Origin of the sequence: Halomonas jincaotanensis (assembly GCF_018448785.1) — a bacterium.
Lineage (GTDB): Bacteria > Pseudomonadota > Gammaproteobacteria > Pseudomonadales > Halomonadaceae > Halomonas > Halomonas jincaotanensis.
This window is the reverse complement of record NZ_JAHCLU010000017.1, coordinates 21,362-36,512: the sequence shown is the minus strand read 5'-3', so window position 1 is coordinate 36,512 and position 15,151 is coordinate 21,362. Positions and strand designations below refer to the sequence as shown.

The following is a 15,151-nucleotide window of genomic DNA, read 5'->3' as shown; positions in this document are numbered from 1 at the left end:
CACTCCTTGTCGACCCATGTAAATCCAGTATAGCCCTCAGGTTGGCGCGATGGCTGATCAACATGAGTAATCAGGAATCTTTTTGTTCAGCCTTGCAGACGTTCGAGCAACCGCAACGTGGCGAAGCCATCGGGCGTCTCACCGATGGAGCGCTGGTAGGCCCTGAGGCCACGGCGAGTATTGGGTCCCATGATGCCATCGGGCTGCCCCACCTCGAAGCCACGCTCGTTGAGCAGGCGCTGCAGCTCGCGCACCTGGCGACGCATCAAGGGCTGCTCGTCGCGTGGCCAATCACCGAGAATGCCGGCGCGCCCGGCAATTTCATTGGCCAGACTCCCCACCGCCAGGGCATAGCTGGTCGCATTATTGTAGCGCAGGATAGCGCGGAAGTTTTTCCCCACCAGGAAAGCCGGCCCCCGGGCCCCTGCCGGCAAGATCACCGAGGCACTCTCGAACTCGGGCAACGCCTTACCGGCCAGTGGACGAACCCCCCGCTCGGCCCAAGCCTGGCTGGCCCGACGCGTCTCCAGCTCGGCCTGGGAATAGTCAAAGTCGTCGGTGAGCGCCACCTCGACGCCCCAGGGTTGGCCGGGCTGCCAGCCGGCACGGGCCAGATAGTTGGCGGTAGATGCCATCACATCGGGGATGCTGCCCCAGATATCACGACGCCCATCGTCGTCGCCGTCCACTGCGTAGGCCTCGAAGCTCGAAGGAATGAACTGGGTATGCCCCATCGCCCCGGCCCAGGAGCCGATCATTCGCCCGGGGCTGATATCGCCCGCCTCGAGGATGCGCAGGGCTGCCAGCAGCTCAGCACGCGCGAAATCGCGACGCCTCCCGTCGAATGCCAGGGTGGCCAGCGCCTCCAGGGTTGAGAAGTCGCCGAAGTTGCTGCCGTAATTACTCTCGATGCCCCAGATCGCCACGATGATCTCCGGCGACACCCCGAAGCGCTGCTCCATTTGCCGGGCAGTATCACGGTGAGCCGCTAGCCGTCTTTGCCCGGTGTCGATCCGTGTCGCCGAGACTGCGGTGTCGAGATATTGCCAGATGGGGCGGACGAACTCCGGCTGTGAACGGTCAAGCTCGATGACACGGGGACGGTAGCGTACATCGTCCAGGGCGCGGTCCAGGGTGGTCTCTTTGATCCCCTGCGCCTGGGCGTCGCGGCGGAAGGCCGCCAGCCATGCCGCGAAGTCTTCTGGCGTCGCCTCCGGCTCTGCCACCTCGGCATCCTCACCATTGGTTTGCTGGCCGGCCTCGGACTCTGAGCTCACCGCGGTGTCCGCGGCGCTGGCCTCATTGGTCGGGGCGGCCTGGCAACCGGCGAGCAACGCCAGCAACAGGGGGGTCGTCAGCATCTGTTTCATCGTCGCTAGGGCACTCCGTAAGGTTAGTCGGGCATGATCATCGCCGATATCGAGCATGACGGCCAGCCCGATCAATGGCCGGAGAGCCGCCAGATCAACACGCCATGGCACACCAGCACCACTAGCGTCAGCAGCGTCCGCATGCCTTGGTACCAGCTCGGCAACATCGAACGGCCTTCCCGACTGAGTTCATGCAAGCGCACCAGCACGAAGCCCGCCGCCAGCACCCAGGCGGTATCGGCTGGATGCAGCAGCAACGCCGGCCAGGCGATCAGGCTCGGCACCATCGCCAGCAGCATTCGCGTGCGGTAAGACGAAGCCTCGGGCGAGTCGCCAGTCATCGCCACGCCCCACTGCACTCCACCGAGAAAGGAGAGAATCACGGCGCTATAGTAGACAAACGCCTTGATCGCGATGACCTGCCAGACCATCGGCGCCAGCCAGGCAGCCGCCGAGCTGACAATAAAAGGCAGCAGACCGGCCAGGCCCAGCACCACAGGCAGGCGGGGAAAGGAAGAAAGCGACATCTTGTCTCCTGCTCAATCGGACAGTGGGCGATACAGGCGCAGACCCGCATTCAATCTTCGATGTCGCGGGTCTCGTCGCCGGTAAGCAGCCTGTCTTGCCAGGCGGCGGGCACGACCTGCGGCACGGGAAAGCACTGGGGCGCTACCCGCCAGGGTTGGTGTCTTCCGCGCCCTGGCGGAAGCTCGCGCAGCGCCGGTTGCCAGTGTGCCACGTAGTCGCCTTCGCGATCGTACTGCTCGGCCTGTCGGAGGACATGAAACCAGCGATCGCGAGTGTCGCGTCCCACGCCGGCCACATAGCGCCAATTTCCCCAATTGCTCGCCGCATCGAAGTCGACCAGGCAATGCTCGAACCAGATTGCGCCCAGACGCCAGTCCACACCAAGGTCCTTGACCAGGAAGCTCGCCACGTTCTGTCGCGCACGGTTGGAGAGCCAGCCAGTCAATGCCAGTTCCAGCATCGCGGCATCGATGAACGGCACTCCTGTGCGAGCCTGACACCAGGCGGTAAAGGCGGGACCGGACGAAGGGAGCACACAGCGGCCGAACAGCGCTGGGCCTTCCTGACGACCCGCCCAGTGGAAATACTCGCGCCACAACAACTCGAATATGACCCAGTAGCTGGATTCACAGGCGCCCTGCTCGGCTTCCCAGCCGCGCACGGCATCATGAACCTGACGCGCCGACAGGCAGCCATGAGCAAGCCACGGCGAAAGTCGAGTGGAAAAGTCGGCCCCCCGTAGTCCATTGCGGGTCATCTTGTAGCGTGCCACGGCGCCGGTCTGCCAAAGATAGTGGTCCAGACGCGCTAGACCGGCCACTTCGCCGCCTTCGAAATCAAATTGCCCACGCGGATCGGACCGCCAGGCTGAGCTCGATGCACAGACCTCATGCAATGGCGGAAGCCCTCGCGCAGCGCCCCGCGGCCAAAGCGGCAGGGTGAGTGGCGCCGGCTCGGCGGCTGGCAACGCCCACTGTCGCTCCGCCCGACGACGAAACGCAGAAAAGCTCGACGGCAGCGCCGCCACCGAGGTGGGCAGGTCCACCTCGTCGAACAGCAGCCCCGCATCGAAGCTCACCACATCGGCATGCCCTGCCAGACGTTCGATGAGCCTCTCGACCGCCCGAGCCTCCTCGTCTCCAGCATCGCGGCGAACGCGTACGGTATTCGCGCCGAGGGTAACGGCCAACTCGGCAACCACTTCCGGCGGATTACCGATACGCACCAGCAAGTCATTTCCCCGCTTAAGCAGCTCACCACGCAATTCGATCAGGCATTCCCAAAGAAATCGCAGCCGGGCAGGCCCTATGCGTGGTTTACCGGTGGCGGCGATCGTCGTCAACCAACACTCATCAAGAACGTAGATACAGAGCAGCTGTTCCGGTGGCGTCGCGAAACGTACCAAGGGGTTATCAGCCAGCCGCAGGTCGGACCGGAACCAGGCAATCTGTGTGCTCATCCCGCTCTCCGAGCACGGCGGACCTCACGGCGACAGCGCTCGCTGCAGAAACGAACCTCATCCCAGCAGCGAGCCCACTTGCGGCGCCAGACGAAATCTCGCTCACACTCGAGGCAGATCTTGCTCGGGAGTTCAGACTTGCGGTGCATCGGGTACCTCGCCGGCAGGTATCATCCATGGACAATACTTTATTTAGGTACAAGTATTGTACATTAATTTTTACCCGCTGCATCGTGTCTGGCGAAGTATCAACGCAGCAGGACCGCCCGAAGGCGGCCCGGTAAGAGACGGCGATAATCACAAGTGCTTGCCGATAGGCGTCACTCTCCTCGAGAGACGGGAGGCGATTCGGCCTTGGGTTCCGGGACTTCCTGACCGCTCTTGAGCTCGTGGGTCAAGGGGTCGTAGTTGGGACGCAACTCGTCCTTTACGGTCCCGTCCCAGAGACGCGACCCGACAAAATAGCCTGCACGACCGATGACATGCGCCGCCACCGGGGCCGTGACCATGATGAACAAAATGACGCCCAGGGCACGGGCCACGACGGCTACCTGCGGAAAATGCAGGGCTACCGCCAGCATGATCAGACTGGCACCCAGCGTCGCTGCCTTGGTCGTAGCGTGCATGCGGGTCAGCAGGTCGGGTAGGCGCAGTACACCCAGTGACGCCAGCAGCATGAAAATAGCCCCTGAGAGAATCAACCCTCCCTTGATGACATCAATCATCTCGCGGCCCCCCCCGCTCCAGAAACCGCGCGAAGCCGATGGCGGCCATGAAGGCCATCAGCGCCATGACGATTGCCACGTCCAGCAGGCTAGGCACGTCGGAGACGATAGCCACCACGCCGATAAAACCGACCAGAATCGAGGAAAATAGCTCCAGCGCCACTACGCGATCCGGCAGACTCGGACCACGAAACAACCTCACGAAGGTCAGGCACAAGGCCAGGGACATAAGCACCAAACTCAGCATGATCACGGTCGACACGAATCGACTCCTCTCAAAGAAACAGTTCGAGCGCCCGCCGCTCCAGCTCTGCCAGGTTGCGGCGTAGTTCCGGTTCATCGTCCAGGAACATGGCATGGATATACAGCACACGACGATCATCGGAGACATCCAGGCTCAGGGTGCCCGGTGTCAGGGAAATTAGGTTAGCGACAAAGGTAATCTCGAATTCGGTGCGGGCCTTGAGCGGCATGGCGATTACACCGGGTTTCATGTACCAGGGCGGCGTAATGATATCGAAGGCCACCTTGAGATTGGCAAGCAACAGCTCCTTGAGGAAGAAACCGATGAAACCGATCAAGCGTGGCAAACGCTGCGCATGGCCGGCCAGGGCGGGCACCTGCGATTGGATAAGCGCCAGCACCAGATAGCCGAACACCACACCGGCCAGCAGGTTACGGCCACTGAAGTCGCCGGTCAGGACCACCCAAGCGAAGCCCAGCAGCAGATTCCAGGCGGCTCCGATCATGGCGAAACCTCCTCTTGCCTGCCAAGCACGGCTTCAATATAGCGCTCGGGGTCGAGCAACTCACTGGCCGAAGCCTCGGCCAGGGCATAGATGGGCTCGGCATTGAGGCCGATCAGCAAGGTGCAAAGCGCCAGGCCGACCACCGGCGTGGTCATCAGCCACAGCTCGGACTGACTGACCGCCGGATAGGGGTCGGTCTTGCCTTCCTCCGGCGCCGCCTTCCAGAACACCTCGGCCCAGATCTTGACCATCGAATAGAGCGTCAGCAGCCCCACCAGCAAGGCAATAAAGGTGACGCCATAGGCCTCGGCCTCGATGCCGGCGCGGATCACGATAAACTTGGCGAAGAACCCCGAAAGGGGCGGCATCCCCGCCAGCGACAGCGCCGGAATCAGGAACAGCACGGCAAGCCAGGGATGGCTGCGATAGAAGCCGCCCAGATGCTTGAGTTCATAGCTGCCGCGCAGGCGATTCACAATGCCGCTGATCAGGAACAGGTTCGTCTTCACGATGATGTGATGCATGATGTAGAAAACCCCGCCGATGATCGCCAGGGGTGTGAACAGCGCAAGCCCCAGAATCATGTAACCGATCTGGCTGACGATGTGAAACGACAGGATTCGGCGAAACTCGAACTGTGCCGCCGCCCCCAGCACGCCGGAGAGCATGGTCAGACCCGCTCCCCACAACAGGATCTCGTGGGTATAGCCGGGGCTGTGGTAGAAGATCAGGGTAAAGACCCGATAAAGCGCATAGACGCCAACCTTGGTCAGCAGGCCGGCAAACAGCGCCGATACCGCCACCGGCGGGGTGTGATAGGACGCCGGCAGCCAGAAGAACAGCGGAAAGGCCGCCGCCTTGATGCCGAAGGCCACCATGAACATCATCGCCAGCACGTCGACCATGCCTTGGTCTTCCAGGGTCGCCATGCGACGGGCGATATCGGCCATGTTGAGCGTCCCCACCATGCCGTAAAGCAGCCCCACCGCCACAAGAAAGATGACCGAGGAAACCAGGTTCAGCGTCACATACTTGATGGCGCCTTCCATCTGCGCCTTCTCGCTACCCAGGATGAGCAGCGCAAAGGACGCCACCAGCATGACCTCGAACCAGACGTAGAGGTTGAAGATATCGCCGGTGAGAAAGGCGCCGGCAACCCCCGCCAGCAGCAGGTGCATCAATGGAAAATAGCCGTAGGCCTCGTGGCCGCGCCCAGTAGTGGCTAGCGAATACAGCGCCACGGCAAAGCCGATAATGCCGGTGAGCAGGACCATGATGGCGCCCAGCAGGTCGGCCACCAGGCTGATACCGAAGGGGGCGGGCCAGTTACCCATCTGCATCACCAGGATGCCGTCACTGACGACCGACACTAACAACCAGATACTGGTCAACAATAGCGCCGCAGTGCCGGCTACGGCGACGGCTCGCTGCATGCCCCGCGAACGCCAGAAGACCAGCGAAATGGCCCCCGACAGCAGCGGAATCAGAATGGGCAGCGCGATCTGAGGATTCACGTGTCGGTATCCTTCATCTTGTCGAGGTCATCGGCACGCACGATCTCCCAGGCGCGGCGTACCAGCACCACCGCAAAGGACAGCACGCCGAAGGCGATGACAATGGCGGTCAATACCAGCGCCTGGGGTAGCGGGTCGGCTACCACACCTTCGGGCGCCGAGAGGCCTGCGGGCACCAGTGGTGGTGCTCCGCGCACCAGACCAGCTGTGACGAAGATCAGCAGATTGGCGGCATTGGAGAGCAGCATCAGGCCAATGACCAGCTTGACGATCGACCGGCGCAGCATCATGTAGATGGCGGCGGCAAACAGGACGCCGATAGCGACGGCCAGCAGGGGTTCCATGAAGCCTCCTCAGCCTCGGGCGTTGTCTTCGTGGTCGGTCTTCACCAGCGCGGTGATCGCGGTCAGTACTGAGCCCAGCACGACCAGATAAACGCCGATATCAAAGATCAGCGGCGTCGAGGCCTTGAGGTCGATGATCGGAATGGTCCACCACTGGGCGGTGAAGAAGGGATCGCCATTCCACCAGGCCGGCAGGGTCGAGACCACGCCGAGCAACAATCCCATGCCCACCAGGTCGCGGGGCGAGACCATGAGCATCTCACTCATGGCTCGCCTGCCGTGAGCAAAGAGATACAGGGTAAAGGCCCCCGCCGCCACCAAGCCGGCGATGAAGCCACCGCCCGGTTCGTCATGGCCGCGCAGCAGCAGAAACAGCGAGAACAGCAATTGCAACGGCAGCAGCAGGCGCGCCGCAACGTTGAGGATCAGCGTGCCCGATCTAACCATCGTGTTTCTCCGGTGAGGCGGAGGAACGCCGAGCATCGTACTCCTCCGCATGAAAGCGCAGCATGGCGTAGACCCCGATAGCCGCCAGGGCGAGCACGAACATCTCGCCCAGCGTATCCAGGGCTCGGAAGTCGACCAGGATCACGTTGACGATATTGTGGCCGTGCCCCAGCGGCTGGCTGTTGGCGATCATGTAATCGGAAATGCGCGACAGCCGCTCACCGCCCAGCACCGAAAGCATCAGCAGCGTGATCATCCCACCGGTCAGGGTGGCGACCACCAGGTCACGCAGGCGCTCCACCGGAGTGGACAGCATGGCGAAGCGCGGAAGACGGAATAGCACCAGCACCAGCAGGATCACCGTCAGGGTCTCGACCAGCAACTGGGTGATCGCCAGGTCCGGGGCACTGAACAGCACGAAGGTCAGGGCAATAGAGAACCCCATGACCCCTAACGCGGCCACCGCCGCGAGCCGCGAGCGCATGACGCAGGCAGCCACGGCTCCAGCAACCATCAAGCCGGCTGCGACCGCCTCATGGAAGTAGACATCCAGGGCGATATCGAAGCGCGGCGAATGGCGGAAAAATAGGGCGTGTCCCACCAATCCCAGCAACACCAGCAGGGTCATCACCAGGTAATTGCGAATATAGCCGTTCTGCAACATGCGGGTCTGCCAGCCGGCCACGCTCACCAGCCCACGCATCATTGCCTCGTACCCCGCCTCGGGCCCCCGCGCCATGACCGGCTCGAGCCTTGCCAGTCTTGCCCGCAGACGGTCCCAATGACGAAATGCCAGGGTGCCCAGGGCGAGACTCAGCAGCGACAGCAGCAGCGGAAGATTGAACCCGTGCCACAGTGCCAGATGGACGTTCGAGTCCGTCGCCCCAAGGCTTGCGGCGGTAGCACCCACCAGGCCGTCGAGCAGCCCCGGCGCCAGGCCCGCGAGCAAGGACAGGGCCGCGAGCAGTGCCGGCCCGACCAACATGCCGCGTGGGGCTTCGTGGGGCGTCTTCGGTGTCTCGCGAAGCGTCCCCAGGAACGGGCGCAGGGCGACGATCGCCGCTACGGCCAGCGTCAGGAAGGCGGCTGTGAAGGCCAGCAGCAGGATGATGGGACGATAGTGGCTCGCGTCCAGTACCGACTCGAACATCAATTCCTTACCCAAAAAGCCGAGCATCGGCGGCAAGCCGGCCAACGACAGGGCGGCCACAAAGGCCACCACGGCGGTCACCGGCATCACCCGACGCAGCCCCCCCATGGCCGTCACATCCTTGGTGCCGGTCTCGTGATCGAGAATCCCGGCGATCATGAACAGCGCCCCCTTGTACAGTGAGTGCGCCAGCAGGAAGGCCGCGAAGGCGACCAATGCCCCGTCGGTGCCGATCCCCAGCAGCATGGTCAGGGTGCCTAGCGCCATGATCGTCGAATAGGCCAGCAGCTTCTTGATGTTGGTGTGCTGTATCGCCAGGAAGGCCCCCGTGGCCATGGTCAGCGCACCGATCAGCGACAGCGTGATCACCCAGGTCTCGGTCCCGCCCAGGGACGGATGAAGCCTCGCCAGCAAGTAGACCCCGGCCTTGACCATGGTCGCTGAGTGCAGGTAGGCCGACACCGGCGTGGGTGCCGCCATGGCATTGGGCAACCAGAAGTGAAAGGGAAATTGTGCCGACTTGGTGAAGGCGCCGAGCAACACACAGATCAGCAAGGGCGTATAGAGTTCGTGATTGCGCAGCAGATCGCCCTGCGAATTCAGCTCGACCAGCGACCAGCTATCCCCGGCGACCCCCAGCATGGCAAAGCCCGCGAGTAGCGCCAGACCACCGCCGGCGGTAACCAGCAGCCCCTGAAGCGCCGCCTTGCGAGCGGCGAGGTTGGTGTGGTCGAAGCCGATCAGCAGATAGGAGGTGATGCTGGTGAGCTCCCAGAACACGAACAGCGTCACCAGGTTGTCGGCCAGCACCAGGCCGAGCATCGACATCATGAAAGCGGTGATGATTACCAGAAAGCGTGGCAGGTCGCGGTGTCCTCGCAGATACTCCCCGGCGTAAATCAACACCAGCGCGCCGATCACCGTGATCAGCAGCGCAAAGAGAAGTGCCAGCCCATCGATCAGGAAGGTCAGGGTGATATCCAGTCCCGGTACCCAGGCCCATTCCAGCAGCAGCACCTCGCCGGCCACAATCGCCGGCCACTGGCCAAGCAACCAGACCGCGATGCCGACAGGAAGTAGTGCCATTACCAGCGGAGCGCGGGCGCCGAACCAGTGATGCAATAACGGCGCAAAGGCCGCCAGCACAAAGCCTCCCAGCACGGCAAGTTGCATGATGCCCCTCCGCTTGGTTTTCAAGGGCGACGCCACGTCGCTCCGCTTGGTTAGAACGACCAACTCTATAGAAACAAAGTGTTGAAAGGCAAGGAGGCAGCGAGATTGTCCACTTTGCGTTAGAGTGGAGAAACCCATGCCATTGATGGACATGCCCACCTGCGAGGGGAGCGACGCTAAACGCCAGCTTCTCTTTCCTACAGGCGGACAGCCTCCTCTCGCTTACCGAAACTGTGCAGGAAGACCGATCGATGACATTGTTCTGGATAGCCCTGTTGCCGCTTTTCGGTTCCCTGGTGCCGGCTCTCACTGCCAGGCGTGGTCGCCGCGAATGTTCTCTGGCAACCGCCGTGCTACCCGCCGTTGCTCTGCTATTGATGCTGTTCCAGGTGCCGAGTCTGGCCGCCGGGGAGGTGTTGCGTTTCTCCGTTGACTGGCTACCCAGCCTGGGGCTGGACCTGGCCTTTCGTCTGGACGGCCTGTCGTTGCTGTTCAATTTGCTGATCCTGGGCATCGGGCTGCTGATTCTGCTTTACGCGCACTTCTATCTGTCGCCCGAGGAGCCTTTCGGGCGTTTCTACGCCTTCCTGATCCTGTTCATGGCCTCCATGGTCGGCATCGCCATGTCCGACAACCTGATCCTTCTATGGCTGTTCTGGGAACTCACCAGCCTCTCCTCCTTCCTGTTGATCGGCTTCTGGTCGCATCGCAGCGATGCGCGCAAGGGCGCCCGCATGGCGTTGACGGTGACCGGCACGGGCGGCCTCGCGCTACTGGCCGGCTTGCTGCTGCTCGGTGACATGGTCGGCAGCTTCGACATGAACGTGGTCCTCGACAGCGGCGAGGCGATCCGGGCCGACTCACGCTATCCGTTGATGCTGGCGCTCGTGCTGCTGGGCGCCTTCACCAAGTCGGCGCAGTTCCCCTTTCACTTCTGGCTGCCACACGCCATGGCGGCACCCACGCCGGTGTCGGCCTACCTGCACTCGGCAACCATGGTCAAGGCCGGTATCTTCCTGATGGCGAGGCTGCATCCGGCCATCGCCGGTAGCGAACTGTGGTCCGCGGTCGTCGCACTGGTCGGCACGGCCACCTTGCTTTACGGCGCCTGGTTCGCCCTGCTGAAGACTGACCTCAAGGCCATCCTGGCGTTTTCCACGGTGAGCCACCTGGGGCTGATCACCGCATTGCTGGGTATCGGCAGCCCCATGGCGGTGCTCGCCGCTCTCTTCCATATCCTCAATCACGCCGCCTTCAAGGCGGCGCTGTTCATGGGAGCGGGGATCATCGACCACGAGACTGGCACCCGTGAGCTCGGCAAGCTGGGCGGTCTGCGTCGGGCAATGCCGATCACCGCCTTGCTCATGTCCCTGGCCGGTGCCGCGATGGCGGGCGTGCCGCTGTTCAATGGCTTCCTCTCCAAGGAAATGTTCTTCACCGAAACCCTCGCCACACCGGTGCTGGGTGGGCTCAGCTGGCTGCTGCCGCTACTGGCAACGCTGGGCGGCATCCTCTCCGTCGGCTACTCATTGCGCCTGGTGCATGCCGTGTTCTTCAAGCCGCCACGCCAGACGCCCCCCAAGCCGCCTCACGAACCGCCGCGACTGATGCATGCGCCTGTAGCGGTCCTGGTCGCCCTCTGCGTGCTGGTGGGACTCTTCCCCGCCGCACTGGCCACCGGCCTTCTCGCGCTGGCCACCGAAGCCGTGCTCGGCGAGCCGCTGGATTTCCATCTGGCCATCTGGCATGGCGTCAACCTACCGCTAATGATGAGCCTAGTGGCATTGGGTGCCGGTATCGCAAGCTATCTGCTGCATCCGCAGCTTCGCCGCCTGATTCGGTCCTTTCGCCCGGTGGATGCACGCCTGGTGTTCGAAGGCGCCCTGCAACAACTGGCCCGCAGCTCGGAGACCACCCTCAAACAACTGGATGGCAGTTCGCTGCAACGCTACATGAGCTATCTATTGCTGGCGGCGCTGGTCACCGGTGGCCTAGGGCTTGCCGGGATGCCGGTGCTGACCGGGGAACTAGGCAATCAGCCCGTCGATGCCATCCTCTTGCTTGGCGCTGGCCTGCTGATCTTCGGTGGCCTGGGCACCGTGCTCACCCACCGCCACCGCCTGGTATCGCTGCTGATGCTGTCGGTGGTAGGGCTGGTCGTGGCCTTGACCTTTGCCCGCTTCTCAGCGCCCGACCTGGCCCTGACCCAGCTCTCGGTGGAAGTGGTGACCATGATCCTGCTGATGCTGGCGCTGTTCTTCCTGCCACAGAAGACCGCTCGCGAGTCGTCGCCGATGCGCAATCTTCGCGACATTCTGCTGGCCGGCGCGCTGGGGGCCGTGGTCGCCAGCCTCAACTATGCGGTGCTCACTCGCGACAACGCCCCCATCTCGCGTTTTTTCATCGACAACAGCGTACCCGGTGGCGGCGGCCACAACGTGGTTAACGTGATCCTGGTGGACTTTCGCGGCTTCGATACCCTGGGTGAAATCACCGTTCTCGCGCTGGCCGGACTGGCCATCTTCAAGCTGCTCAACCGTCTGCGCCTGTTCATGCCGCACAGCGATGGTGAAGGCCGCGTCTGGTCGCCGGACCGCTACCCGATGATCCTGACGACGATTTCCCAAGCCATCCTGCCGTTGGCACTGCTTGTCTCGGCGTTCATCTTCCTGCGCGGGCACAACCTACCCGGAGGTGGCTTCATTGCCGGCCTGATCACCGCCGTGGCGCTGATCATGGTGTACATGTCCCGCGGCGTGGAGTGGGTCCAGCAGCGTCTCGACTTTCCCTATCAGCCGGTGGCGATTGCTGGCGTGGCAGTCGCCACGTTGACCGGGCTGGGCAGCTGGCTGTTCGGCTACCCCTTCCTGACTTCGAGTTTCGGCTATTTCAAGCTGCCGCTGGTGGGGGAGTTCGAACTGGCCACCGCCATGCTCTTCGATCTCGGTGTCTTTCTCGCTGTCGTCGGGGCCACCCTGATGATCCTCGCCAACCTCGGCAGGCTGACGACGCCGCATCGCCCAACAAAACGGCTACCCCCTGCCAATGTGGATCCTGCCAGCAAGGAGAAACACTGATGGAAAGCCTGTACGCCATCACCACCGGCCTGCTTTCCGCCTGTGGGCTCTACCTGACCCTGCGCGGACGTACCTTCCCGGTGGTCGTCGGCCTCACATTGCTGTCCTACGCGGTGAACCTGTTTCTGTTCTCCATGGGCGGGCTGACCACCGACGGCGCAGCCATCGTCAATGGCCCAACAGCCTATGCCGACCCGCTACCGCAAGCACTGGTACTGACGGCCATCGTCATCGGCTTCGCCATGACTGCTTTCGTGGTGATCCTGGCGATGCGGGCCCGGGGCGAAATGGGCAACGACCATGTCGATGGCCGCAAACATGACGACGGGGAGGAGCGTCGATGATGGGGCATCTGATCGTCCTGCCCGTAGTACTGCCGCTGGTCGCCGGTATTGTGCTGCTCTACGACCGTCATGGCCGCACGCGCTCCAAGCGGTTGATCGGCGTTGGCGCCACGGCACTGCTGGTGATCGTAGGCATCGCGCTGGTCGCGCGCGCCAGCACTGGAGAAGTGTCCTTCTATGCCTTGGGTGATTGGCAGCCGCCTTTCGGTATCGTGCTGGTACTCGACCGCCTCTCCGCGCTGATGGTGCTGCTAACAGCCTTGCTGGCATTGGGTGCGGTGGTCTTCGCCTGCGCCGGCGACGACGAACAGGGCAGCAACTTTCATGGCCTGTTCCAGTGGCAGTTGCTGGGCATCAACGGGGCCTTTCTCACCGGCGACCTGTTCAACCTCTTCGTGTTCTTCGAAGTGCTGCTGCTGGCCTCCTACGCCCTGCTGATGCATGGCGGCGGCAAGGCGCGTATTCAGGCCGGCGTGCACTATGTGGTGCTCAATCTGGCCGGTTCGTCCTTGTTCCTGATCGCTGTCGGGGTACTGTATGGTGCCACCGGCACCCTCAACATGGCCGACATGGCGGCGCGCCTGGCGGAGCTGCCCGCCGAGCGCGCCGGCCTGGTCAGCGCCGGCGCCCTGATGCTGCTGGTGGTCTTTGGCTTGAAGGCAGCGATCCTGCCCCTGTATTTCTGGTTGCCAAGGGCCTATTCGGCGGCTCCCGCGCCGGTAGCCGCCTTGTTCGCCATCATGACCAAGGTCGGCATCTACGCCATCCTGCGGGTCTATTCGCTGATCTTCGGCGAACAGGCCGGCACCCTCGCCGGCCTCGAGCAGTCCTGGGTCTGGTGGCTGTCGCTGGCCACCCTGGTGGCGGCTGGCATCGGTGTGCTGGCGGCGCGCGACCTGCGCCTGCTGGTCGCCTATCTGGTGCTGGTGTCGGTGGGGACCCTACTGGCCGGGATCGGCATGGGCTCGCCGGCGGCGGTATCGGCACTACTCTACTATCTGATCCATACCACTCTGGTCACCGGCGGGCTGTTCCTGCTTGCCGAACTGATCGGCCTCCAACGCGGCAAGGCGGGCACCCGGCTGGTCATGGGTCGCCCCCTGCAAAAGGGTGGCTGGCTGGCGGGTCTCTTCCTGCTGGGCGCGGTATCAGTGGCGGGAATGCCGCCGCTTTCCGGCGCACTAGGTAAAGCGCTGATGCTCGAGGCGGCCGAGGCAGGCCAGCGCCCCTGGCTATGGCCGATGCTGCTGGGTACCAGCCTTTGTGCGCTGATCGCCCTGTCGCGTGCCGGCTCAACGCTATTCTGGCGAAGCCAGGGCGAAGCGGCCGGACAACCCTTGTCGCGCCGGCGCTGGTTCGGAGTGGCCTGGTTGCTGGGCGCGTCACCGCTGCTGGTGATCCTGGCCGGCCCGGTCAGCGAGTACACACTGGCCACCGCCAACCAGCTGGCCAATCCCGCCATCGTCATCGATGCGCTGCTGAACGACGCCGGAGATGCCCCATGATCAAGCCCCGTGCCTGGCTTCCGACGCCATTGATGTCGATCCTGCTGCTCGTGGTCTGGCTGCTTCTGGTGCGCAGCCTGGCATTCGGTCATTTCCTGCTGGGTGGTGCGCTGGCCGTCGCGATTCCGCTGGCCACCTATCGCTTCTGGGACCTTGAGCCCCATGTCAGCAACCCCTGGCTGCTGCTGCGCTTCGCGCTTCGTGTATTCGGCGACATTATCATTGCTAACTTCGAGGTGGCCTGGCTGATCATCAATCCCTGGCGACGTCTACAGCCTCACTTCATCGAATACCCGCTGATGGTGGAGAAACGCTTCACCATTACCCTACTGGCCAACACCATCAGCCTGACGCCGGGTACGGTATCGGCCAACCTGCGCATGGACGGCAAGACGCTGCTGATTCACGCCCTGCACGTCGATGACGAGGAGGCGCTGATCGCACAGATCCGCGAGCGGTACGAACGTCCTCTCAAGGAGATCTACGAATGCTCGACATCGCCCTGACCTTCAGCCTCGCCACGGTGGTCCTGGCCTTGCTGCTCAACGTCTATCGCCTCGCCAAGGGGCCCGACATGCCGGACCGACTGCTGGCGCTGGACACCATGTATGTCAACGCGATCGCGCTGATCGTGCTGATGGGGCTCTGGCTCAACACCAAGACCTACTTCGAGTCGGCACTGTTGATCGCCATGCTCGGGTTCATCAGCACCGTGGCGGTCTGCAAGTACCTTTTGCGCGGCGATATCATCGAATGAGGACGAACG

The 15,151-nt window shown here is 63.0% G+C and carries 16 protein-coding genes; 5 read left to right on the top strand and 11 right to left on the bottom strand.

Going from position 1 to position 15,151, the window contains the following annotated elements; genetic code table 11:
• Nucleotides 1–86: 86 nt before the first annotated feature.
• The 11 genes from KG088_RS14770 to KG088_RS14720 all read right to left on the bottom strand — a co-directional run bounded on the left by KG088_RS14770 (nucleotide 87) and on the right by KG088_RS14720 (nucleotide 9,459).
• Complete coding sequence (locus KG088_RS14770) at nucleotides 87–1,361, bottom strand: lytic murein transglycosylase (RefSeq protein ID WP_213826623.1); 1,275 nt, start codon at nucleotides 1,359–1,361, stop codon at nucleotides 87–89.
• Nucleotides 1,362–1,441: 80 nt separating this feature from the next.
• On the bottom strand, nucleotides 1,442–1,897 hold the full coding sequence (locus KG088_RS14765) for a DUF3429 domain-containing protein (protein ID WP_213826621.1): 456 nt from the start codon (nucleotides 1,895–1,897) through the stop codon (nucleotides 1,442–1,444).
• Between the two features lie 50 nt (nucleotides 1,898–1,947).
• A complete protein-coding gene (locus KG088_RS14760; RefSeq protein ID WP_213826619.1) occupies nucleotides 1,948–3,357 on the bottom strand; it encodes a DASH family cryptochrome in 1,410 nt (469 codons plus the stop codon).
• The gene (locus tag KG088_RS14755; protein ID WP_213826617.1) at nucleotides 3,354–3,506 is read right to left on the bottom strand and encodes a DUF2256 domain-containing protein; all 153 of its coding nucleotides are present in this window, start codon (nucleotides 3,504–3,506) and stop codon (nucleotides 3,354–3,356) included. The genes KG088_RS14760 and KG088_RS14755 overlap by 4 nt, the downstream gene beginning before the upstream one ends.
• Nucleotides 3,507–3,677: 171 nt before the next feature.
• Entirely contained in the window at nucleotides 3,678–4,082 is a 405-nt protein-coding gene (gene mnhG, locus KG088_RS14750) for a monovalent cation/H(+) antiporter subunit G (protein ID WP_213826616.1), read from the bottom strand.
• Nucleotides 4,075–4,344: a monovalent cation/H+ antiporter complex subunit F gene (locus tag KG088_RS14745; RefSeq protein ID WP_213826615.1), complete on the bottom strand. Its 270-nt coding sequence runs from the start codon at nucleotides 4,342–4,344 to the stop codon at nucleotides 4,075–4,077. Before KG088_RS14745 ends, mnhG begins: the two co-directional genes overlap by 8 nt.
• Nucleotides 4,345–4,357: 13 nt before the next feature.
• Entirely contained in the window at nucleotides 4,358–4,831 is a 474-nt protein-coding gene (locus tag KG088_RS14740; RefSeq protein ID WP_213826614.1) for a Na+/H+ antiporter subunit E, read from the bottom strand.
• A complete protein-coding gene (locus KG088_RS14735) occupies nucleotides 4,828–6,345 on the bottom strand; it encodes a Na+/H+ antiporter subunit D (protein ID WP_213826613.1) in 1,518 nt (505 codons plus the stop codon). Before KG088_RS14735 ends, KG088_RS14740 begins: the two co-directional genes overlap by 4 nt.
• On the bottom strand, nucleotides 6,342–6,689 hold the full coding sequence (locus KG088_RS14730; protein WP_213826611.1) for a Na+/H+ antiporter subunit C: 348 nt from the start codon (nucleotides 6,687–6,689) through the stop codon (nucleotides 6,342–6,344). Before KG088_RS14730 ends, KG088_RS14735 begins: the two co-directional genes overlap by 4 nt.
• 9 nt (nucleotides 6,690–6,698) lie before the next feature.
• On the bottom strand, nucleotides 6,699–7,136 hold the full coding sequence (locus tag KG088_RS14725) for a Na+/H+ antiporter subunit B (RefSeq protein ID WP_213826609.1): 438 nt from the start codon (nucleotides 7,134–7,136) through the stop codon (nucleotides 6,699–6,701).
• On the bottom strand, nucleotides 7,129–9,459 hold the full coding sequence (locus KG088_RS14720) for a putative monovalent cation/H+ antiporter subunit A (protein WP_213826607.1): 2,331 nt from the start codon (nucleotides 9,457–9,459) through the stop codon (nucleotides 7,129–7,131). Before KG088_RS14720 ends, KG088_RS14725 begins: the two co-directional genes overlap by 8 nt.
• A gap of 251 nt (nucleotides 9,460–9,710) precedes the next feature.
• Between KG088_RS14720 and KG088_RS14715 the strand changes: the two genes are divergently transcribed.
• From KG088_RS14715 to KG088_RS14695, 5 genes are read left to right on the top strand one after another with little or no spacing between them, the layout of a single operon-like run.
• Nucleotides 9,711–12,536 carry a monovalent cation/H+ antiporter subunit A gene (locus tag KG088_RS14715; RefSeq protein WP_213826605.1) on the top strand — a complete coding sequence of 942 codons (2,826 nt, stop codon included), beginning with the start codon at nucleotides 9,711–9,713 and terminating at the stop codon, nucleotides 12,534–12,536.
• Nucleotides 12,536–12,880, top strand: a complete 345-nt coding sequence (locus KG088_RS14710) for a Na+/H+ antiporter subunit C (RefSeq protein WP_213826603.1) — start codon at nucleotides 12,536–12,538, stop codon at nucleotides 12,878–12,880. The genes KG088_RS14715 and KG088_RS14710 overlap by 1 nt, the downstream gene beginning before the upstream one ends.
• Nucleotides 12,877–14,385, top strand: a complete 1,509-nt coding sequence (locus tag KG088_RS14705) for a monovalent cation/H+ antiporter subunit D (protein ID WP_213826601.1) — start codon at nucleotides 12,877–12,879, stop codon at nucleotides 14,383–14,385. Before KG088_RS14710 ends, KG088_RS14705 begins: the two co-directional genes overlap by 4 nt.
• The gene (locus tag KG088_RS14700) at nucleotides 14,382–14,891 is read left to right on the top strand and encodes a Na+/H+ antiporter subunit E (protein WP_213826599.1); all 510 of its coding nucleotides are present in this window, start codon (nucleotides 14,382–14,384) and stop codon (nucleotides 14,889–14,891) included. Before KG088_RS14705 ends, KG088_RS14700 begins: the two co-directional genes overlap by 4 nt.
• On the top strand, nucleotides 14,873–15,142 hold the full coding sequence (locus KG088_RS14695; RefSeq protein WP_213826597.1) for a K+/H+ antiporter subunit F: 270 nt from the start codon (nucleotides 14,873–14,875) through the stop codon (nucleotides 15,140–15,142). Before KG088_RS14700 ends, KG088_RS14695 begins: the two co-directional genes overlap by 19 nt.
• Nucleotides 15,143–15,151 lie beyond the last annotated feature (9 nt).